Source organism: Hymenobacter piscis (genome assembly GCF_018760735.1).
Taxonomy (GTDB): domain Bacteria; phylum Bacteroidota; class Bacteroidia; order Cytophagales; family Hymenobacteraceae; genus Hymenobacter; species Hymenobacter piscis.
In genome coordinates this window covers 340752-362467 of the sequence record NZ_JAHHZN010000003.1, presented here as the reverse complement: position 1 = coordinate 362467, position 21716 = coordinate 340752, and the positions used below count along the sequence as shown (strand labels likewise).

Annotated in this window: 17 protein-coding genes and 1 tRNA gene; 12 read left to right on the top strand and 6 right to left on the bottom strand. The window is 63.8% G+C overall.

Annotated elements, in window-relative coordinates:
* Positions 1–48: 48 nt before the first annotated feature.
* Together KLP40_RS05440 and KLP40_RS05435 are read left to right on the top strand one after the other, a co-directional pair.
* Complete coding sequence (locus KLP40_RS05440) at positions 49–489, top strand: MarR family winged helix-turn-helix transcriptional regulator (protein ID WP_215592711.1); 441 nt, start codon at positions 49–51, stop codon at positions 487–489.
* A gap of 35 nt (positions 490–524) precedes the next feature.
* Positions 525–1811 (top strand): MFS transporter, encoded by a 1287-nt coding sequence (locus tag KLP40_RS05435; protein ID WP_215592710.1) that lies wholly within the window; start codon positions 525–527, stop codon positions 1809–1811.
* A gap of 68 nt (positions 1812–1879) precedes the next feature.
* Here KLP40_RS05435 and KLP40_RS05430 read toward each other — a convergent pair.
* Positions 1880–1951, bottom strand: a tRNA-Glu gene (locus tag KLP40_RS05430).
* 301 nt (positions 1952–2252) lie between these two features.
* Between KLP40_RS05430 and gap the strand changes: the two genes are divergently transcribed.
* The 5 genes from gap to KLP40_RS05405 all read left to right on the top strand — a co-directional run bounded on the left by gap (position 2253) and on the right by KLP40_RS05405 (position 7826).
* Positions 2253–3260: a type I glyceraldehyde-3-phosphate dehydrogenase gene (gene gap, locus KLP40_RS05425; RefSeq protein ID WP_215592709.1), complete on the top strand. Its 1008-nt coding sequence runs from the start codon at positions 2253–2255 to the stop codon at positions 3258–3260.
* A gap of 226 nt (positions 3261–3486) precedes the next feature.
* Positions 3487–4356, top strand: coding sequence for a diacylglycerol/lipid kinase family protein (locus KLP40_RS05420; RefSeq protein ID WP_215592707.1), 870 nt, complete (start codon positions 3487–3489; stop codon positions 4354–4356).
* A 195-nt stretch (positions 4357–4551) separates the two neighbouring features.
* Positions 4552–4887, top strand: coding sequence for a translation initiation factor (locus KLP40_RS05415; protein ID WP_215592706.1), 336 nt, complete (start codon positions 4552–4554; stop codon positions 4885–4887).
* Between the two features lie 59 nt (positions 4888–4946).
* Positions 4947–5393 carry a DUF1622 domain-containing protein gene (locus KLP40_RS05410; RefSeq protein WP_215592705.1) on the top strand — a complete coding sequence of 149 codons (447 nt, stop codon included), beginning with the start codon at positions 4947–4949 and terminating at the stop codon, positions 5391–5393.
* A 294-nt stretch (positions 5394–5687) separates the two neighbouring features.
* Positions 5688–7826: a glycoside hydrolase family 97 protein gene (locus KLP40_RS05405; protein WP_215592704.1), complete on the top strand. Its 2139-nt coding sequence runs from the start codon at positions 5688–5690 to the stop codon at positions 7824–7826.
* 114 nt (positions 7827–7940) lie between these two features.
* Here KLP40_RS05405 and kdsB read toward each other — a convergent pair whose 3' ends face one another.
* Positions 7941–8699, bottom strand: coding sequence for a 3-deoxy-manno-octulosonate cytidylyltransferase (gene kdsB, locus KLP40_RS05400; RefSeq protein ID WP_215592703.1), 759 nt, complete (start codon positions 8697–8699; stop codon positions 7941–7943).
* A gap of 237 nt (positions 8700–8936) precedes the next feature.
* Between kdsB and KLP40_RS21385 the strand changes: the two genes are divergently transcribed.
* The 4 genes from KLP40_RS21385 to rlmF all read left to right on the top strand — a co-directional run bounded on the left by KLP40_RS21385 (position 8937) and on the right by rlmF (position 14582).
* Positions 8937–9935, top strand: coding sequence for a LysM peptidoglycan-binding domain-containing protein (locus KLP40_RS21385; protein ID WP_215592702.1), 999 nt, complete (start codon positions 8937–8939; stop codon positions 9933–9935).
* Positions 9936–10074: 139 nt separating this feature from the next.
* A complete protein-coding gene (locus KLP40_RS05390) occupies positions 10075–10833 on the top strand; it encodes a TIGR02757 family protein (protein WP_215592701.1) in 759 nt (252 codons plus the stop codon).
* 224 nt (positions 10834–11057) lie between these two features.
* Positions 11058–13481: an endonuclease MutS2 gene (locus tag KLP40_RS05385; protein ID WP_215592700.1), complete on the top strand. Its 2424-nt coding sequence runs from the start codon at positions 11058–11060 to the stop codon at positions 13479–13481.
* Between the two features lie 168 nt (positions 13482–13649).
* Complete coding sequence (gene rlmF, locus KLP40_RS05380) at positions 13650–14582, top strand: 23S rRNA (adenine(1618)-N(6))-methyltransferase RlmF (RefSeq protein ID WP_215592698.1); 933 nt, start codon at positions 13650–13652, stop codon at positions 14580–14582.
* Positions 14583–14800: 218 nt separating this feature from the next.
* Here rlmF and KLP40_RS05375 read toward each other — a convergent pair whose 3' ends face one another.
* The 3 genes from KLP40_RS05375 to murB form a co-directional block, all read right to left on the bottom strand.
* Positions 14801–17101, bottom strand: a complete 2301-nt coding sequence (locus tag KLP40_RS05375) for a phospholipase D-like domain-containing protein (RefSeq protein WP_215592697.1) — start codon at positions 17099–17101, stop codon at positions 14801–14803.
* A 115-nt stretch (positions 17102–17216) separates the two neighbouring features.
* Entirely contained in the window at positions 17217–18245 is a 1029-nt protein-coding gene (locus KLP40_RS05370) for a fibronectin type III domain-containing protein (protein WP_215592696.1), read from the bottom strand.
* A gap of 190 nt (positions 18246–18435) precedes the next feature.
* A complete protein-coding gene (gene murB / locus KLP40_RS05365; RefSeq protein ID WP_215592695.1) occupies positions 18436–19464 on the bottom strand; it encodes a UDP-N-acetylmuramate dehydrogenase in 1029 nt (342 codons plus the stop codon).
* 297 nt (positions 19465–19761) lie between these two features.
* Here murB and KLP40_RS05360 point away from each other — a divergent pair, with 297 nt between their 5' ends.
* Positions 19762–20574 carry a DUF547 domain-containing protein gene (locus KLP40_RS05360; protein WP_215592694.1) on the top strand — a complete coding sequence of 271 codons (813 nt, stop codon included), beginning with the start codon at positions 19762–19764 and terminating at the stop codon, positions 20572–20574.
* 15 nt (positions 20575–20589) lie between these two features.
* On the opposite strand, the gene KLP40_RS05355 is transcribed toward KLP40_RS05360, so the two are convergent.
* The gene (locus tag KLP40_RS05355) at positions 20590–21618 is read right to left on the bottom strand and encodes a Brp/Blh family beta-carotene 15,15'-dioxygenase (protein ID WP_215592692.1); all 1029 of its coding nucleotides are present in this window, start codon (positions 21616–21618) and stop codon (positions 20590–20592) included.
* Positions 21619–21716: the final 98 nt, after the last annotated feature.

Sequence of the window (21716 nt, the reverse complement as noted above, 5' to 3'; positions counted from 1 at the left end):
CAAAAGCTTAAACTATTAGTTAAGTAACTTAATAAGTCTGCTTGATAAATGCCTGATACTCCCAACTCCGCCCAGCTGGCAACCGACCTGCGCACCGTTGTAACGCGGCTGCTGAAGAAACTACGCAGCCACTCGCCCAGCCGGGAGCGGTTGTCGCTGACTGAGCGCGCCGTCATCCGGCAGCTCGATGAGCACCGCCAGCTGCTGCCCAGCGAGCTGGCCGCCCGCGAGAAGGTCACGGCCCAATCCATGTCGCAGATTCTGCGCCACCTCGAGGAACTGGGCTACATCACGCGCCAGCCCCAGGCGGCCGATAAGCGTAAAGTGCTCGTGAGCCTGTCGGCGGCGGGGCGGGAGTTGCTGCACACCGTGCGCCACGAGCGCGACGAATGGCTGCACCAGACCCTGCGCGACACCTGCTCGGAGCAGGAGCGGGCCCAGCTCCAGGCGGTGCTGCCCCTGCTAACCCGTCTGGTGGAGGCCGACTGAGCACCACCTGAATCATTGAACCCTACCTGTCAAGAATGAAATTAAGCACTTTTCGCGCCCTGCACAGCCGCAACTACCGCCTGTTTTTTGCCGGGCAGTCGTTGTCGTTGCTGGGCACCTGGATGCAGAAAACGGCCGTGAGCTGGGTGGTGTATTCCGTCACGCAATCCAAGCTGATGCTGGGCCTGAGCGTGTTTGCCACCCTGTTTCCTTCGGCCATCTTCTCCTTTATCGGCGGTGTGGCTGCCGACCGTTACAGCCGCTACCGCCTGCTCCTGCTCACCCAGGTCCTGTCCATGGTGCAGGCCGCGCTGCTGACGGTGCTCGTGTTTTTTCGCCCCGAGGCTGTCTGGGGCATTATCGGTCTGAGCGCGGTGCTGGGCATCATCAACGGGTTCGACGTACCGGCCCGGCAGTCGTTGGTGTATGAGCTGGTGGAAGACAAGCAGGACCTGCCCAATGCTTTGGCCCTCAATTCGTCCATGGTCAACCTGTCCAAGCTCATCGGCCCGGCCATTGCCGGCTTCACCCTGGAACACCTCGGCGAGGCCACCTGCTTCGGGCTGAATGCGGTGAGCTTCGTGGCCGTTATCGGGTCGTTGCTGCTGCTGAAGCTGCCCGCCTTTGAGCCCCGGCCCCGCACCCAGAACGTGCTGGGCGAGCTGCGCGACGGCCTGCGCTACGTGCGCGATACCCCCGAAATCCGCTTCATCATTGGCACGCTGGGGCTGATGAGCCTGGTGGCGCTGCCCTTCACGACGCTGCTGCCGGCCTACGCCAAGGACATTTTTCACGGCACGGCCTCTACGTTTGGGGTGATAGACGGGGCCGTGGGGCTGGGCGCCTTTATCGGGGCGCTGTACCTGGCCTCCCTGCCCCCCGGTAAGGATTTGCTGCGGGTGCTGATGATGAACACCTTCCTATTCGGTAGTGGGCTGCTGCTGTTTGCTTACACGCCCTGGTTTGGGGTGGCCCTGGGTCTGCTGGCCGTCAGCGCCTTCGGTATGATGTCGCAGATGACCATTACCAACACCCTGGTGCAGACGACTGTGGCGCCGGCCGTGCGCGGGCGCGTCATCAGCCTCTACGTCATGGCCTTTACGGGCATGCTGCCGCTGGGCAGCCTGCTGGTCGGCTGGGTGTCGGAGCATGTGGGCGTGCAGGCCACGGTGCTGCTCGAAGGGCTGATGACCCTGGGGGTGGGCGGCATTTACTGGCTGCACCTGCGCCGCCGTCGGCCAGCCGCGGTGGCTCCGCGGAAGGCGGCCCCGCGCGCTTTACCGGCCCCGGCCGTGCCCGCCGCGGCGGCCTTCCCGGCCTGAGGCCGGATGGCCGCAAACGCAAAAACGCCTTGTAAACAGGTGTTTACAAGGCGTTTCAGAGAGTAATGTAGTCCGTAGGGGAATCGAACCCCTGTTGGTAGAATGAAAATCTACTGTCCTAACCCCTAGACGAACGGACCAGTTAAAAGCGGAAGCGTTTTTCCGTTTTGGTGATGCAAAGATAGGCACCCGAACTTTCGGCGCAATACCCGGTTTTGAAAAAAAACGGGCGTTTCGGGCAAGTGAGCTGATTTTCAGCCGAAAAATTTTCCAATCCGGGCCTCTTAAGCGGAGCCCGGGCCGTACACCGGAGGCGGTTTGGCCTCTAAAACGGCCGGAGTTGGGGGCCGATTTGGCGAAGTACCCCCAGCCCGTTACCTTCGCTCCGTGTTTTCACCCGGCCCCTCGGGACCGATAAACCTCCCATTTCCCCATACTACTATGGCTAAAATCAAAGTTGCCATCAACGGCTTCGGGCGCATCGGCCGCCTGACGTTCAAGGCGCTTCTCTCGCGTGAGAACGTGGAAGTCGTGGCAATCAACGACCTCACCGACAACAAAACCCTGGCTCACCTGCTCAAGTACGACTCCGTACACGGCCGCTTCCCCGGCACCGTGGAGCACGATAACGACAGCCTGACCGTAAACGGCAAGCGCATCGTGGCCCTGGCCGAGCGCGACCCCAAGCAGCTGCCCTGGAAAGACATGGGCGTAGACGTGGTACTGGAATCGACCGGCCGCTTCGTGGACGAGGCCGGTGCCGGCCAGCACATCACCGCCGGTGCCAAGAAAGTGGTTATTTCGGCTCCCGCCAAAGGCAACATCCCAACCGTCGTGCTCGGCGTGAACGAGGATATCCTGACCGGCGACGAGACGATTATCTCCAACGCCAGCTGCACTACTAACTGCCTGGCTCCCATGGCCAAGGTGCTCAACGACACGTTCGGTATTGAGAAGGGCTTCATCACCACGGTGCACGCCTACACCTCCGACCAGAGCATTCAGGACGCGCCGCACTCGGACCTGCGCCGCGCCCGCGCCGCCGCCCTGAGCATCATTCCTACCAGCACCGGCGCCGCCAAGGCCGTGGGTCTGGTGTTGCCCGAGCTGAAAGGTAAGCTGGATGGTATTGCCATGCGCGTACCCGTTCCGGATGGCTCGACGACCGACCTGACCGTGATTCTGCAGAAGGAAGCCACGGTGGAGGAAATCAACGCCGCCCTGAAAAAGGCCGCCGACGGGGAGCTGAAAGGCATCCTCGAATACACCACCGACCCGATTGTAAGCGCCGACATCGTGGGCAACCCCCACAGCTGCATCTTCGACTCGGAGCTGACGGCCGTGAACGGTACGCTGGTGAAAGTAGTGGGCTGGTACGACAACGAAACCGGCTACAGCACCCGCACCGCCGACCTGATCCAGAAGCTGGGTCAGAAAATGAACGGCTAGGTTTTGGCCGTTAGCTGATGGCTGTTGGCTGTCAGCTGAACGGACGGAACTGCCTGGAACGTTGTTCCAGGCGAAGCAAAGAATCCCGCGTGTCATCGTTGCTTAACCGCAAGGATTTCACGCGGGATTCTTCGCTTTGCCCGGAATGACGTTCTTTTGTTGCGGCCTTGAACTGCCCGAACCGAAAGCTAACAGCCAACCGCTATCCGCTACCAGCTTAAAAGTGATGCGCATCTGCTTTATTCTCAACCCCACTTCCGGCACCAACCGCACCCAGGACGTGCCGGCGCTGTTGGCTCAGCATGCGACGGAAGCCGGGGCGGAGTTTGAAATCCGGCCCACCGAATATGCCGGCCACGCCGAGCTGCTGGCCCGCCAAGCGGCCGAGGCGGGCTGCCGGGTGGTGGTGGCCGTGGGCGGCGACGGGACGGTAAACGAAGTGGCCCGCGGCCTGCTGGGCACCAGGGCCGCCCTGGGCATTGTACCCCGGGGCTCGGGCAACGGCCTGGCCCGCCACCTACACCTGCCCCTGGATTTGCCCGGGGCCGTGCAGCGGGCGTGCGCCCCCCGGTTTCAGCGCATGGATGCGGGCCGCATTAATGGGCACTGGTTTTTCTGCACCGCCGGCCTGGGCTTCGATGCCCACGTGAGCCGCCTGTTTGCCCAGGCCGGCACCCGGGGGCTGGCTACCTACGTGAAAGTGGCCCTGCGCGAGTACGGCCGCTACCAGCCCACCGCCGTGCAGGTCCAGCTCGAAAACCAGGAGCTGCTCGATACCCACTGCTACGTGCTGGCCTTCGCCAACGCGGCCCAGTATGGCAACAACGCCTACATCGCGCCCCGCGCCGACATCCAGGACGGCCTGCTCGACCTCTGCCTGATTGATGCGCTGCCGGTCTGGCGGGCCGTGCGGGTGGGCGTGGGTCTGGCCCTGGGCACGCTGCCCACCTCGGGCGGGGCTCAGTTTCACCGCAGCCACCACATCCGGGTGCGGGCTGCCGCCCCCCTGGGCTTTCACGTTGATGGCGACTACGTGGCCGACGCCACCAATTTCGAAGTGGAGCTCCGGCCGCTGGCCCTGGAAGTGGCGGTGTAGGGGGTGAATTGTTGAATGGCTAAATGGTTGAATGGTAACACCCGCACGTCATTCCGAGCGGAGCGAGGCATCTCGCGTGCTGACGTTGTGATGCTAACCCAAACGTAATAAGTACTCCCGCAACGTCAGCACGCGAGATGCCTCGCTCCGCTCGGAATGACCGTCGTATTTTTACTCACTACTCACTACTCACCCATGAAAAAGCAACGCCAGGGCGTGGTGTATTCCACCAACCCCGATTTCAGCTACGACGAGCCCGGCGACGAAACGGCCGCCACGCTGCCGCCCCAGCAGCAGAACCTGCGCGTGCAGCTCGATAAGAAGTCGCGCGGGGGCAAGCAGGTGACGCTCATTACCGGCTTCGTGGGCCAGGACGCCGATTTGCAGGAGCTGGGCAAGCTGCTCAAAACCCGCTGCGGCGTGGGTGGCAACAGCAAGGACGGCGAAATTCTCATCCAGGGCGACTTCCGCGACAAAGTGCTGGCCCTGCTCCTCGAGAAAGGATACAAAGCCAAGAAGGCTGGCGGGTAACCCGGCGCGGCCATGCGTGCCCGGCGCGTCGAATTGCTTTCCTTTCCTTCCTGCTGCTGATGACTGAAACGGCTATTCCTCAGATTACCACCACCTATTCGCTGGTCGAAGATATGGTGGTGCGCACCGTGCTCTGGCTCAAGCTGGGGGCCGAAGCCGTGGGGGCCGCCATTATCGTGCTGGGGCTGATGGGGGCGGGCTACCTGTTCGTGAAGGCCCTGCTCACCAACCGCACGGCCGACTTCACCGCCATCCGCCTCACCCTGGCCCGCTACCTGGCTCTGGCCCTGGAGTTTCAGCTCGGCGCCGACATCCTCTCGACCACCATTGCGCCCAGCTGGGAGCAGATTGGCAAACTCGGATCCATTGCCGTTATCCGGACGGCGCTCAACTTCTTCCTTTCCCGCGAAATGAAGGACGAGCACCGCAAGGCCGCCGAACACCACATCCAGCGCAAAGCCCGCAACGAGGCCGCACCCGCCGCCGAGGCCGCGGAGGAGCAGTGACGGATCCGTTCTGTCGCTACCTCACCCCCCGGCCCCCTCTCCTCGGGGAGAGGGGGAGCCAGTCGATTCAATTGCTGCCGCGGCAGATGCCTCGATTATGGCTCGGCATGTCCGGAGCCTTCCGCGTATGCTCCCTAATCCCTAATCCCTAATCCCTAATCCCTAATCCTGAAATTGGTCAACAGCGTGCGGGAAAGGGGTAACGGGAAGGTAGTCGGGGGAGGGGAAAGGCGGGAACTTGCGGCCGCTACCGGCCCGGTGGCATTGTTCCGGTTTTCTTCCCACCTTTCTTCTATGAACCTACCCCGTATTTTCCGGCGTCCCGCCCGCCGTTCATTTCTGCTGGTGCTGGGCTGCCTGGCCTGGGGCACCGTCGCCCGCGCCGAAGAGCAGCTACAGTCGCCCAACAAGCAGCTCACGCTGAGCGTGGACCTGGCCGCCGACGGCGTGCCTACGTACCGCCTCAGCTACAAGGGCAAGCCCGTGCTCAACGCCAGCCGCCTGGGCCTGGAGCTCCAGGGCACGCCCAGCCTCACCAACGGCTTCGTGCAGACCAGCGCCGAGCGTAAATCCATCGATGAGAGCTGGAACCCGGTCTGGGGCGAGGTGAAATCCATCCGCAACCACTTCAACGAGCTGGCCGTCACGCTCACCCAGCCCGCCACCAAGCGCGTGATGCGGGTGCGCTTCCGCCTGTTCGATGATGGGTTGGGCTTCCGCTACGAGTTTCCGCGCCAGCCCGAGCTGGCCTACTTCGTGGTGAAGGAGGAAAAAACCCAGTTCGCCCTCAACGGCGACCACAAGGCCTTCTGGCTCCCCGGCGACTACGACACCCAGGAGTACAGCACCACCACCTCCAACCTCTCGCAGGTGCGGGGGCTGATGAAGCAGGCCGTGACCGGCAACGCCTCGCAGCACACGTTTTCGCCCACCGGCCTCCAGACGCCGCTCATGCTCAAGCGCCCCGACGGGCTCTACGTGAATATCCACGAGGCCGCCCTGGTCGATTACTCCTGCCTGTCGCTGGAGCTCGATGACCAGAACTTCGTGCTCAACGCTCACCTCACGCCCGATGCCCAGGGCAACAAGGGCAACCTCCAGACGCCCTGCCAGTCGCCCTGGCGCACGATTATCGTGAGCGATAAGGCGGCCGATATTCTGGAGTCGAAGCTGGTGCTCAACCTCAACGAACCCTCCAAAATCAAGGATACGAGCTGGATCAAGCCCACCAAATACGTGGGCGTGTGGTGGGAGATGATTACGGGCAAGAGCTCGTGGTCGTACACCAATATGGAAAACATCAAGCTCGATTCCATTGATTACTCGACGGTGAAGCCCAACGGCACCCACGGCGCCACCACGGCCCACGTGAAGGAGTACATCGACTTCGCGGCCCAGCACAAGCTCGACGGCGTGCTGGTGGAAGGCTGGAACATCGGCTGGGAAGACTGGTTCGGCAAGCACAAGGACTACGTATTCGACTTCGTGACGCCCTACCCGGATTTCGACATCGAGGAGCTCAACCGCTACGCCCACAGCAAGGGCGTGAAGCTCATCATGCACCACGAAACCAGCGGCTCGGCCCGTAACTACGAGCGCCACCTGGAAGACGCCTTCGACCTGATGAACAAATACGGCTACGACGCCGTGAAAACCGGCTACGTGGGCGACGTGCTGCCCTTGGGCGAGTTTCACTACAGCCAGTGGCTCATCAATCACTACAACTACGTGCTGGAAAAAGCCGCTGAGCACCGCATCATGGTGAACGGCCACGAGGCTGTGCGGCCCACCGGCCTGGCCCGCACCTACCCCAACCTGATCGGCAACGAGGCCGCCCGGGGTACCGAGTACGAGGCCTTCGGGGGCAACAACGCCGACCATACTACCATTCTGCCCTTCACCCGCCTCATCGGCGGCCCGATGGATTACACGCCCGGCATCTTTGAGACCAAGGTGAGTGCCTACAACCCGAGCAATAACTCGTTCGTGCACAGCACCCTGGCCCGGCAGCTGGCCCTGTACGTAACCATGTACAGCCCCCTGCAAATGGCCGCCGACCTGCCCGAAACCTACAACAAGTTCCTCGACGCCTTCCAGTTCATCGAGGACGTGCCCGTGGACTGGGACGACACCCACGTGCTCGAAGCCGAGCCCGGCGACTACATCACCATCGCCCGCAAAGGCAAGGGCACCAATAACTGGTTCATCGGCAGCACCTGCGACGAAAACGGCCGCACCAGCACCATCGATTTGAGCTTCCTGGAGCGCGGCAAGAAGTACGAGGCCACCATCTACGCCGACGGCCCGGGCGCGCACTACGAGAAAAACCCCCAGGCCTACGCCATCCGCAAGCTCACCGTCACGAGCAAAACCAAGCTCCGGCAGCTCTGCGCCCCCGGCGGCGGCTACGCCATCAGCGTGGTCGCGAAGTGAGTTAGGTAGAATTAAAAATGCCGGGTTGTCATCCTGAGCGGAGCGAAGGATCCTATCACGCGAAAACGGCCGTAGTAACGACTTATTCTAACGTGATAGGATCCTTCGCTCCGCTCAGGATGACAACCCGGCATTTTTAATTCTCAAAAGCGCCCGCTCCACGTCTTCGGGGGTGTCGATGCCGATGGTTTCGAGGTCGGTTTCTGCCGTTTGGATGGGGTAGCCGGCTTCGAGCCAGCGGAGTTGTTCGAGGCTTTCGGCCAGCTCCAGGGGCGAGGGCGGGAACTGGGTGATGGCGCGCAGCACGTCGGGGCGGTAGGCGTAGAGGCCGATGTGGCGCAGGTAGCGGTGGTGGCTGAGCCACTCGCTTTCGGGGTGCTGGCGCTGGTAGGGCAGGGGGTGGCGGCTGAAGTACAGGGCCCGGCCCCGGCCGTCGAGCACCACTTTGGGCAGGTGGGGGCTGAAAAGCTCCTCCGCACTCACCACGGGCTTCACCAGCGTAGCCAGCGCGGGCGGCTCGGGGGCGGTGAAAAGCTCCACCAGCGCGTCAATCTGGCGGGGGTGGATGAAGGGCTCGTCGCCCTGGATGTTCACGATGCAGTTGGCCGTTGTGCCCAGCTGCTCGTAGGCGTCGCGGACCCGGTCGGTGCCGCTGGGGTGGTCGGGGCGGGTGAGCACGGCCTCGCCCCCGAAGCTCTGCACGTGTTCGAGGATGCGCGCGTCGTCGGTGGCCACCACCACCCGGCTCAGGCGCGACTGCTCGGCCTGCCGGACCACGCGCTCAATCATGGACTGGCCGCCCAAATCGATGAGGGGCTTGCCGGGCAAGCGGGTGGAGGCGTAGCGGGCGGGAATGATACCGATGGCGAGCATGAGCGGGCGGTTGAGGCGGAAAGAAAAGCCGGGACAGGAAAGGCGCAAGAAACGGCAAAAGCCCGTAATACGGCCCGATCCGCCCGCGTCATCCGGAAAATCAACCGTAAAAATCGACCGAAATTCGAACCATAGAGCCGCTTCCGCCCGATTCCGTAACTTTCGACCAACTTTAGCCCAGACGGACTGGCCCGGTCGTTGTTACCGGTCAGCCGTTTTCCTGCCTGCCGACGCCGTATGCTCCGTTTTTCCTTCCTGACTGTTGCCCTTGTTTTCTCCGGACTGTCTGCCTGGGCCGGCCCCGGTCTGGTAGCTCCGCCCGATTCCATCGGGGTGGAATACCGCAACAACAAAATGCTCATCCGCCACCGCGTAACACCCGGCGAGACGCTCTACGGCCTGGCCCGCCGCTACAAAGTGCCCGTGGAGAATATCGTGGAGGCCAACTCGGGGCAGAAGGGGCAGCTCGTGACCGGGCAGATTGTGCTCGTGCCCCGGGAGCGGGTGGTGCTCACGCCCGCTCCGGCCCCGCGCAAGCCGGTAGCCGTGGCCGCGCCGGCCTCGGCCCTAGTGCGCGCCCTGCCCACCGATGCCAACGGCAACCGCGTGTACAAAGTAGGCGCCGGCATGACGCTTTACGGCATTGCCCGCCGCTTCCAGACCACGCCCGCCGAGCTGGCCCGCCTCAACGGGTTTGCCACCACCTACAACGTGCGCGTGGGTGAGCAGGTGATTATTGCCGGCCCGGCCACCGGTGCGGCCGGCCCGCCTGCGCCGGTAGCTGCCGCTCCGCGCCCGGCGGCGCCCGCCCCGCGCCCCGCCACCCCCGCCCCGGCTGCCCGCCCCGAGCGGGACGAGGCCGCGGAGCGCGCCGCCCGCGACAAAGCCCGTGACGAGGCCGCCGCCCCGGCCGTGACGCCCGAGCCCGAGGAAAAGGAGCGCGCCCCCACCCGGGCCAGCGAAATTGTGCGGCGCGTGTCGGAAAGCGGCCTGGCCATGGCCATCCCCACCGATGCCTCCGACAAGTACCTGGCCCTGCACAAAACGGCCCCTGTGGGCACCATCATGGAGGTGCGCAACATCATGAACGGCATGGCCGTGTACGTGCGCGTCATCGGCAAGCTGCCCGATACGGGCGAAAACACCAACATCCTGGTGCGCCTCTCCAAGCGGGCCGTGCAGCGCCTGGCCACCCCCGACCAGCGCTTCCGCGTGGAAACCAACTACGTGCCGTAGCGGTGAGATAGTGAGGTGGTGAAATGGTGAGTTTGACGTTCAAGTGGTCCTCATTGCGCCTTCAACCCGTGCTGACTGCTGCAACTCCAGGCCGCTTGAACATCAACTCACTATTTCACCACCTCACCATTTCACCTTCATGAACCACGCGCAGGTGCGGGCGTTGCTCGACGAAAAATACCGCCACTACGACCAGCCCGGCTTCATCACCCTCGACCCCATCAGCATTCCGCACCGGTTTTCGGCGCGGGCTGATGTGGAAATCAGCGGGCTGTTTGCGGCTTTGCTGGCCTGGGGACGGCGGCCCACCATCATCAGCAAGGTAACCGAGCTGCTGCGCCGCATGGACGACGCGCCCCACCAGTTCATCACGGAGCACCACGACGAGGACCTCCGGAAGCTGCTGGGCTTCTGCCACCGCACCTTCTGCGACACCGACCTGCTGTACTTCGTGCACTGGCTGCGCTGGTACTACGGCCGGCACGAGTCACTGGAAGACGCGTTTCTGCGCGGCGCAACCCAGAAAGAGCGGCTGGAGAACTTCCATACCCTGTTTTTCAGCCTCGACGACGCGCCCCAGCGCACCCGCAAGCACGTGGCCACGCCGGCCCGGGGCTCGGCCTGCAAGCGCGTGAACATGTACCTGCGCTGGATGGTGCGCCTCGACCCCCACGGCGTGGATTTCGGCCTCTGGCGGCGCCTCTCACCCGCCGACCTCATCTGCCCCTGCGACGTGCACGTGGAGCGCGTCGGCCGCCGCCTGGGCCTGCTCCAGCGCAAGCAGGTGGATTGGCTGGCCGCTGAGGAACTCACCGCTCACCTGCGCACCTTCGACCCCCAGGACCCCGTGAAGTACGATTTCGCCCTGTTCGGGCTGGGCGTGGAAGGGGAGATGTAGGAATGTGGGGAATGTGGGCAATGTGGGCAATGTGGGCAATGTGGGCAATGTGACGTAATACCACGGCGGTTTCAGCCGGCATCAGGAGAACAAGCAGGCGCCCCTCCGGGGCATTTTCACATTCAACGCATTGTTCACATCCGGCACATTAAAGAATGTGAATCTTTCCCGGCCTATATCCTGTTTACCTTTACACTCCATTCCGATTTCCAAGACGACCGAATTTGATTCTTCCTCAGAATTTCGAGCAGAAAATAGGCTTCTCCCAGCTGCGGGAGATGCTCAATGAGTTGTGCCTGAGCAGCCTGGGCCGCCACTTCGTGGGCAAAATGAGCTTCCAGACCCAAGCCGAGCCCCTGCAGAAGCTGCTACTGCAAACCGACGAGTTCCGCCAGCTGCTCAACAGCGGCGCCGACTTCCCCGGCGCCCACTACCACGACGTGCACCAGTACCTCGTGCGGGCCAACATTCCCGGCTCCTACCTCGACGTAGCCGCCTTCTACGCCATCAAGATGAGCCTGCGCACCATCCGCGAGGCCCTCACTTTCTTCACCCGCGCCGAGGAAGACCTCTACCCCACGCTGCGCCTGCTGGGTATTGGCGTGCAGGTCGACCGCAACCTGCTGGCCGCCCTCGACAAGGTGGTGGACGACGAAGGACTGGTGCGCGACGACGCTTCGCCGCTGCTGCGCCAGCTGCGCCAGGAGCTGATTTCGCGGCAGGTGCAGCTGCGCAAGCAGATTACCGGCATTCTGCGCCACGCCCGCCAGGAAGGCTGGGTGCCCGAGGGCGCCGAGCCCACCATCCGGGGCGGGCGGCTGGTGCTGCCGGTGGTGGCCGAGCACAAGCGCCGGGTGAAGGGCCTGATTCACGATGAGTCGGCCACGGGGCAGACCGTGTACATCGAGCCCGAGGCCGTGTTCGAGCTCAACAACGACATCAAGGACCTCGACAATGCCTACCAGCGCGAGCTGGTGCGCATTCTCACCCAGCTCACGGTCCAGCTCCGGCCCCACATTCCGGACCTGCGCAAGGCCTACCAGTACCTGGGGTTGCTCGACTTCATCCGGGCCAAGGGCCAGCTGGCCCGCCGCCTCGAAGCCACGCTGCCCGTGCTGCACCCGCGCCCCTTGCTGCGCTGGCGGCAGGTGCGCCACCCGCTGCTCTACCTCACCTTCCTGGCCCACGTCAAAAACGACCCTCGCGAAGTAGTGCCCCTCGATATTGAGCTCACGCCCGAGCAGCGCATCCTGCTGATTTCGGGGCCGAACGCCGGGGGTAAGTCGGTGAGCATGAAAACTGTGGGGCTGGTGCAGTACATGCTGCAGTGTGGGCTGCTGATTCCGGCCGGCGAGAAGTCGGAGGCCGGCATGTTCGACGATATTTTCATCGACATCGGCGACGAGCAGAGCCTGGAAAACGACCTGAGCACGTACTCCTCGCACCTGCTCAACATGAAGCAGTTCGTGACCCTGGCCGGCAAGCGCAGCCTGGTTTTGATTGACGAATTCGGCACCGGCACCGAGCCCAGTTTGGGCGGGGCTATTGCCGAGGCCGTGCTCGAGCAGCTCAACCGCGCCCGGGCCTTCGGCGTCATCACGACCCACTACACCAACCTCAAGAACTACGCCGAGCGCACGCCCGGCATCGTGAACGGGGCCATGCGCTACGACCCCGACCAGCTCCAGCCCCTCTACCGCCTCGAAATCGGGAAGCCGGGCTCCTCGTTCGCCATCGAAATTGCCCGTAAAATCGGCCTGCCCAAGCAGCTAGTAGAGCGGGCCACCCAGCTGGTGGGCAAGGACAAAATCCGCTACGACCAGCTGCTGGAAGGCCTCGAAAAGGAGAAAACCGAGCTGGAACAGCGCACCGCCGAAGCCGCCAAGGCCGAGCGCCGCCTCAAAAAAGCCGCCCAGGAATACCAGGACCTCAAGAAGTACCTCGACGATACTACCCTCGACGTGCTGCGCGAAGCCAAGGCCAAAGCCAAGATGCTGCTCCGCGACACCAACCAGCAGATTGAGGCTACCATCCAGGAAATCCGCCTGGGCCAGGCCGAGAAGGAGCGCACCAAGGAAGCCCGCGGCAAGCTCGACACGTTCGTGCGCGAAAAGCTCCAGATTGAGCCGCCCAAGCCCCGCGCCACCCGCGAGCTGGCCGACGCAGCCACCCTCAAGCCCGGCGACAAAGTGGCCCTGCTGGGTCAGGAAGGACACGGCGAAATCATGGCCGTGAAGGGCAAAAACGCCGAGGTGTCGTTCGGGGGCATGAAAACCTTCGTCAAGATCAGTCAGCTCGAAAAGCTCACGCGCTCCGAAATCCGGGAGCGGGAGAAGAAGGCGGCCCGCCTGGCCCCGGCCCAGTACGCGGGCTCGGGCTTCGATACCACCGGCCGCATGGCCAGCTTCAACCCGACCCTGGACCTGCGCGGGGAGCGGGCCGAGGACGCCCTCACCAAAATCCGCAGCTACGTGGACGACGCCATCATGCTGGGCATCCCGGAAATCAAAATCCTGCACGGCCGCGGCAACGGCGTCCTCCGCCAGATTGCCCGCGACTACCTCCACCGCACCCGCGAAGTAGCCAGCGTGGCCGACGAGCACGCCGACCGCGGCGGCGACGGCGTGACCATTGCCGTGCTGAAATAAAGGTTTTTAATGTGCGGAATGTGGGAGAACGTGAAAAATGAGTGGCAACTGTAACGGACCTTCCGTAAGGTTTCCTCATTTACCGTATTCAGAAGCACATTCACGCCATATTCCGCCCATTCATACCACATTCAGAATCACATTTCTCACATTCTGCACATTAGCCTCTTGCATCCTCGCAACCCCCACAACGGCCGCTACGATTTCGCCCAACTCACGGCCGCCAGCCCCGCGCTGAGCGCCTTTGTGGTGCCCAACCCGGCCGGTGATAACAGCATCGACTTCGCCAACCCCGCCGCCGTGAAGGCCCTCAACCAGGCGCTGCTGCTGCAACACTACGACGTGCAGCACTGGGACGTGCCGGCCGGCTACCTCTGCCCGCCCATTCCCGGCCGCGCCGACTACCTCCACTACGCCGCCGACCTGCTGGCTTCTGACTTCGACGGCACCATCCCGACCGACAAGGCCGTGCACGTGCTCGACATCGGCGTGGGGGCCAACTGTGTGTACCCCATCATCGGGGCCAAGGCCTACGGCTGGCGCTTCGTGGGCTCCGAAACCGATACGGTGGCCCTGAAAGCGGCCAGAAGCATGGTGGCGGCCAACCCCGCGCTGGCGGGTAAGGTGGAGCTGCGGGCCCAGAGTCATCCGGCCTTCGTGTTCGAGGACATCGTCAGGCCCCGGGAGGAGTTCGACCTGGTGGTGTGCAACCCGCCCTTCCACGCTTCCGCCGCCGATGCGGCGGCCGGCAGCCGCCGCAAGGGCCGCAACCTGGGCTACCCCAAGTCGGCCGGCGGCGGGCCGGTGCTCAACTTCGGCGGCCAGAACACGGAGCTGTGGTGCGAGGGCGGCGAGGAAGGCTTTTTGAAGCGCATGGTGGCCCAGAGCGTGGCTGTGCGCGAGCGGGTGCTGTGGTTCAGCACGCTCATCTCCAAGAAGGAAACCCTGCCCAGCATCTACCACTTCCTCAAAGTGGCCGGCTCGCCCGAAACCCGCACCATCGAAATGAAACAGGGCCAGAAAATCAGCCGCCTCGTCGCCTGGACCTTCCAGACGCCCGAGCAGCGTCAGGAGTGGGCCCAACGGCGCTGGAAGGCATAATAGGGACTGTCATCCTGAGCAGCGCGAAGGATCTTATCACGTCAGCAAGTCGTTGATATGGCCGTTCCAGCGCGATAAGATCCTTCGCGCTGCTCAGGATGACAGTCAGAAGCAGAAAAGAGGCGGCTCCCGAATTTCGGGAGCCGCCTCTTTTAGTTTTGGAGAACAGGCAAAAAGTCTCACTTCTCACCTCTCATAATCTTACTTCTCAAGAAAATCTACTCCACTACTACGCGGCTAACCTGCGTGGCTTCGGGCGTCACGATGTGCACCAGGTAGAGGCCGGCTTTGAGGTCGGAGGCGTCTACGCTTACTTCCTGGCCGTTGAGGGGCTTGGTTTGGTCGAGGACCACGCGGCCGGTGGCGTCGCGCAGCACTACGCGGGCGGTGCGGGCGGCCCCCGTCTGCACGCGGAGGCGGAACTGGCCGCTGGTGGGGTTGGGGTACACCTGCACGCTGCTGCGCTGCACGGTGGCGTTGCGTCTGCCCAGCACCAGGTTGCAGAGCTGCACGCCGTTTTTCTGGTCCTCGATGCGCTGGGCGAACTCCTGGTAGTACTGGTTGGTCACGCGGGCATCGTGCACGATGAGCGTGTTCTCGTCATTCTCCGTGTTGGCCGAGAGGCTCCAGTTGTGCGAGCCCACGAACACCTGCGGGTCCGACTGCGCGGCGCCGGCGTCGATGATGGCGTACTTGTGGTGCATGATGCCGGCGGTGTTAGCGAGCATCAGGCGGTTACCGATGGCGCCCTGGATGTTGTCGAAAATGCTCTGGGCGGCGGTGTTGGCCGTGATTTCGTTCAGCAGCATCTCGGTGCAGCCGCCGATATTTTGGGCCTGCACCTGCCTGACAATGGCACTGCCGATGTCGCTCTGGGTGAGCAGCATGGTGGCAATGTGCAGGTCATGGTCGGCGCTCTGGATGGCCTGAATCAGGCGGCCGTTCACGTTGTCGGTGGGCGAGAACCACGACTCCACCAGCTTGCCGCCGATGGTGAGGTAATGGGGGGTGTTGTCGGTTTTAAGCGAGCCAAACTTGGCCGTGGCCTGGGTGCCGCTGCCCCACATCTCGTTGAACTCCACCGTGTACACCCGGGCCAGTGCCTGGTCCTGGATGGCCAGGGAGTTGTTGGCATCGGTGCTGAGCTGGGCCGAAGTCCAGTTCGTGGAGCCCGACCACACCCAGGGCTGATTGGGGTCGGGGCTGTTGGCGTCAATCACCACAAACTTGTTGTGCATCAGGTTGCGGGTCGTCTGGCGGCCCAGGGTCGGAATGCCGGCGCTCAGTTTGGCCAGGCTGAAATTGTTGTTGTCGGCTTCGAAAAGCACGCGCACGTTTACCCCGCGGGCCTTGGCGGCATTCACGGCCGCTACAATAATGTCGCTGTTCCAGTTATAGATGGCAATGTCGAGCGTCTGTTGGGCGCGGCCGATGTAGCGGGCAATGGTATCGGCCACGGCCCCGCCGGGCAGGTACACCGCCTCGTTGCCGGCCAGGGCTACCGACGTTTTCACGGGGTTGGTGAAGTAGGTGCGCATCTTGCCCGAGGAGAGCGAGGCCGTAATCATGGGCACCACCCGCGACTCCGACAGGCCGGTGGCGTTGGTGCTGGTGGCCTGCACGTAGTAGATGGTGGCCGGCTGCAGGCCCGTCAGGGCCAGGGAGTGGTCAGTGGTGCTGGCCGCGGCCGATACCGTGGTGAACGGACCCGCCGCCGACGTGGCGTAGGCCAGCTTGGTGTCGCCCGCGTTCTGGGTACGGAAGTTCACCGTGAAGCCCGAGGGGGTGATGTTGGTCGGGAAGGGCGTGTTGAGCAGGTTGGGCGTGGTGCCCTGCTGGAAGTCGGCGTAGCGGCGGGGCAGCAGCTGGTAGCCGGCCGCCCCGGCCACGGGGGCCTTGGTGGTGTACTGGCTCATGATGCCCACCACGTCGAAAATGCCGGTGGGGGAAGGCTTGCCCATCAGGCCGTCGGGACCGCTGGAGGCCTTGTTCACGTACAGAACGGTGGTGGCGTTGCCGCTGATGCGGTAGGTCGTGTTGGTAAACGAGGTCACGGCCGCGCCCGTGGTGGTGGTCACGGTGGTGGCATCCCGGAGCTTCACCAGCTGGCCTTCGTACTGCTCGGCGTAGGCGGCGGCGGCGTTGGCGGAAGCAAATTCCACCGGCTGGGGCAGGGGCCGGTTGCCGGCTAGCAGAGTCAGCGAAGCGACGGGGTCTACTTCCAGCAGGCCGTTATAATCCTTGAGCGTGCCGGTTACCACAATGGAGTCGCCGGGCACGAGGTTGGCCGTCAGCGTGGACGAGTACACCCCGATGCCGGCCGTACCATCCTGCATGTAACGGATGGCGCCCAGCTCCGAGCCGTTGGTGACGACGCCGCGCAGCGTTACGCTGGCGCCCGAGGTGTTGTAGGCGGGGGCCTGGGCGCGGGCCGCGGCAATGGAAATGGCCGTTTGGGCCTGCACCTGCTGCCCTAAAGCGGCGCCGAACAGCACCACCAGAAAAGTAAAGCGTTTCATCAAATGCGAAAAAGAAAAAGGGTATGAAAACGTACCAACCGGGGCCGCCACAATCGGGGGCCGACTGGTGGTTAAGCCGTCGGCCCCGGTTGTGGCGGCCCCGCCCGGTGTCCGCCTAGCGGTTCGGACGCTTTTTGTTGTCGGTGAGAATGGGCACGGCGGCCGACGACGAGGTGCCCGCGGCGTTGGTGGCCGACACCCGCACGTAGTAGGTGGTGTTGGGCTCCAGGTTTTCCAGCTCCACGCGGTGGCTGGTCGCCATTTCCGGGAGGCTGACTACCTGGCCCAACTCCGAGGTCAGGCCGTATTCTACCTTGGCCGTGCCCGGGTTCACCGTCTGGAACATCACCGTAAAGCCGTTGCGGTAGATATTGGTCGGGATGGGTTCGCCCTTCACCACGGGCAGCCCGCCGGCCACCACAAAATCGGCGAAGGTGCGCGGCAGCAGCTGGTAGCCGCCCGTGCCCGACTGCGTGAACTGGCTGAGGGAACCCACCAGATCGAAGGAGCCGGCGGGCGCGGTTTTGTCCACGATACCCCGCTCCCCGGTCGAGGCCACGTTGATGCGGATGGGCGTGGCCGGCTGGCCATCGAGCAGGTAGTTGGCGTTGCCGGCCAGCTTCTCCACCGCGCCGCCGCCGGTGGTGGTGAGGCGGCTCAGGCCTTTAATGCGCAGCAGGCGGCCTTCGTTGGCTTCCACAAAGGCTGAGCTCAGGTCGGCGGCCGCTACTTCCAGGGGCACTACCCGGCGGCCGGCGCCGAGCTTCACCACGCTGGCCACCGGGTCCATTTCCAGCAGACCTTTATAGTCCTTGAGCGTGCCGGTCAGCAGCACACTGTCGCCGGGCACCAGGGCGTGCAGGTCGGCGTTGGTGGTGGAAAACACGGCCAGGCCGGCCTGCTGGTCCTGCACGAAGCGCAGCTGCCCCAGTTCCGGCCCGTTGGTGACAACGCCGCGCACCGTCACGCTCATGCCCGGACCGGCCAGGCGGGCGGCGGTAATGGTAGTACCAGGCGCCGGGGCCGGCGCGGCCGGGGCCGCGGGCGTCGGGCGGGTGGCGGACTTAGGCCGGGACGCTGGTTTCTGGGCCAGGGCCAGGCCAGCGGAAGACAGGAGCAGAACGGGGAGCAGAACGTGTTTCATGCAGGCAGGTTGTGGGGCAAACAGTTGGGAGGGTAGAAGCAGGCAGAAGGGCAAAAAAGTAAAGCGCAACAGTACCGGTAAACTTACGGCTATTCGCCCGCGAAAAAAACGGACCGGCCGGTCGGAAACCGAAAATGCCCCCAAAAGCCGGCCCGACTGCCGCGGGGGCAGCCGGGCCGGCCGGGTGTTCTCAGAGAATGTTGACTTCGGGGTGGAGCTCGATGCCAAACGTGGCGCGCACCGAGGCAATGATTTCGTAGGCTAGGTCGCGGATGTCCTGGCCCTGGGCCCCACCGTGGTTGACCAGCACCAGGGCCTGCCGGTCGTGCACGCCGTGGGGGCCGCGGCGCAGGCCCTTCCAGCCGCACTGCTCAATCAGCCAGGCCGCGGGCACTTTCACGCCGCCCGGCACGGGGTAGCCGGGCAGGGCTGGGTAGCGGGCCTTCAACTCATCGAACCGGGCCTGGGAAATTTCCGGGTTCTTGAAGAAGGAGCCCGCGTTGCCCACCTGGGCCGGGTCGGGGAGCTTGCTGCGGCGGATGCTGCTGACGGCCTCGCTGATGTGGCGCGGGGTGGGCTCGCCCTCAATGCCCATGTCCTGGAGGGTGGTCTGGATGTCGCCGTAGCGCACGTTGGGCTGGTGGCGGCGCGACAGGCGCAGCAGCACCCCGGTCACGATGAACTGGTTTTTGAGCGGGCCCTTGAACACGCTTTCGCGGTAGCCGAAGCCGCACTCGGCGGCCGAGAAGGTGCGTAGCTGGCCGGTGGCGGTTTCCAGGGCCTCCAGCTGCTCAAAGGTATCCTTGAGCTCGGCCCCGTAAGCGCCGATGTTCTGCAAGGGAGCCGCGCCCACGGTGCCCGGAATCAGGGACAGGTTCTCGATGCCGCTCAGCTCCTGGTCGAGGGTGTACTGCACCAGCCCGTGCCAGCTTTCCCCGGCCCCGGCCCGCACCAGGGCCGCCTCCTCGTCCTGGCGCACGATTTCCAGGCCCCGGATTTCGTTTTTGAGCACCACGCCGTCGAAGTTCCGGGTGAAGAGCAGGTTGGAGCCCCCGCCCAGCACCAGCTTCTCGGCGCTTTGTACTTCGGGCAGGGCCAGCAGGGCCCGCAGCTCCTCCACTGACGTGAAACGGGCAAACAGGCGGGCCGTTACCTCTAGGCCGAAGGTGTTATAGGGGCGAAGCGAAACGTGGTGTTCAAGAGCAGGAGCCGGGGACATGCGCAAAGCAGAATCGTGAGGCCGTAAAGGTACATTTCAGTTGCCAGTTGCCAGTTGCCAGTTGCCAGTTGCCAGTTGCCAGTTGCCAGTTGCCAGGGGGGAGTTAGGAGAACGTCATTCCGAGCTTGCCGAGGAATCTCGCGTGCTGACGTTGGGTTAGCATTACAACGTCATTCCGAGATTCCTCGGCAAGCTCGGAATGACGTTCTTTTCCCTATTCATCTTTCCCTACAACTGTTGGGCTACGAATCACCGTATAGTTGTTTCTACTTCCGCGTTCCTTCAGGCCCCTCATTTATGAAGCGTATTCCTCGCTTGTTCTCCCGCCTGGCCCTGTTTTCCCTGCTGGCCGCCGGTACCCTCGCCCAAACCGGCTGCGGCTACGTGAGCTACCTGATTCCGCTCAATCCCACGTCCGGCTCCGGCCGCCCCCTCGACCATGCCGCCTGGGATGTGCTGCTCAAACAGTACGTCGATGACCAGGGCCTGGTAAACTACCGGGGCCTGCAGCAGGACAGCGCCGCGTTGAACGCCTACCTGAAAACCCTCGGCGACAATCTGCCCACGAAACAGGCCCCGGCCGACGAAAAGCTGGCGTACTGGCTTAACGCCTACAACGCCTTCACGGTGCAGCGCATTCTGCGGGCCTACCCGGTCAAGAGCATCAAGGACCTGGGGGGCGACAAAATCTTCGTCAATACCGTCTGGGACCAGGCGTTCATCCCGCTCGGGGGCAAACGCTACACGCTCAACGACCTTGAGCACCGCATCATCCGCAAGCAGTTCGACGACAACCGGATACACTACGCGCTGGTGTGCGCCGCCATGTCGTGCCCGCGCCTGCGCAACGAGGCCTACGTGGGCGCCCGCGTGCAAGACCAGCTCGCCGACCAGGGCCGGGACTTCATCAACAACCCCCAAAAAAACGACCTCACGCCCGCCAATGCCCCCACGCTCTCGGCCATCTACCGCTTCTATCCCGGCGACTTCAAAAAGAACGGCAGCACCTCCGTCCCGGACGCCGTGAACCGCTACGCCCGGCAGAAAATCGACCCCAACGCCACGCTCAGCTACAAGGAATACGACTGGAGCCTGAACGAGCAGCGGTAGGGCAAGCCGCCTGCCTCAGGGGTGCTGGCCGGGGGCGGGGCGCCGGAGCATCCGCCAGTGGCGGGCATCCATGACCAGCGTCACGAGCAGGGCGTGGGGCATCGTCACAATAGAGGCCACCACCAGCGCGAAGCTAAACCAGGCGGCCGCCGAGGGGCGCTGCTCCGCCGCCAGCCACCAACCCATAAGCAGCAGTGCCAGGCAGCTCAGGGCGAGTAACGGGGCCGCTCGGCGCAGAAAGAACGTGAGCTCGGCCAGCAGCCGGGGCTTTCCTGGGGCCCCGGAGCGGCCCAGCCAGTGGTTGAGGCGCAGCACATGCTGCAGGCTGTGCCAGAATACGAAGTACACCCCCACCGATAAGCGGGGCGGCAACACCACCAGCAGCCCCAGCAACAGGGTAGTCTCCAGCAGGTCGGTGAGCACCACACCAACGCGGCCTTGGCGACCATAAACGGCCCACAAACCCAGGTGTCCGGCCAGCACTACCGCTCCCAGGCTTTGGGCAGCAACGCTGAAAGCGGCCGGCCGTAGCGCGGAACTTCCGGCAAACACCAACAGGTCGTTGACTATGTTGCTGGTTTGGACCGGCCACCACCAGGCGGGCACGGCAAACAGCAGCAGGCCGCGCAGCAGGCTGTGCACCAACCATCCGCCAGCGGATACACGCGGAGTAGCAGGCGCATCGGCCGAGCCCCAGTGCCAGACGGTGAGCAGAAAAAACAGGCCTACCGTAAGCGCTGGCCACCCCCACCACAATACTCCCACCAGGGCGGCCAGGCCCAGGTAACCCACCAGAAAGCGCAGCCAGTAGTGCCAACTGCCCATAAGCCCCGAGCTGGGTACGGCGGCCGGTACCACCCACTGGTCGCAGGCGCCGTGGGCCACGCCCAGCCCCACCATGCCCACTACCAGGGGCAGGGCCAGCAGCCGGTCAGCCTGGTTGGGAAAAGCCAGCCCTAACGCCGTAGCTGCCAGGATGGCCAGGTAGGAGTAACGCCTGCGGGAGGTGCGGAAAGTGGACAGGCCAGCAAAAAACAAAGACATCAGCAACTCAAACGGGCATAAAGCAGACACGGAGCCCGGTCAGGGGATGGCCTGCCGGTCTTGCAGCTCTACGGAAAGTCGCGCGTTGGAGATGAACT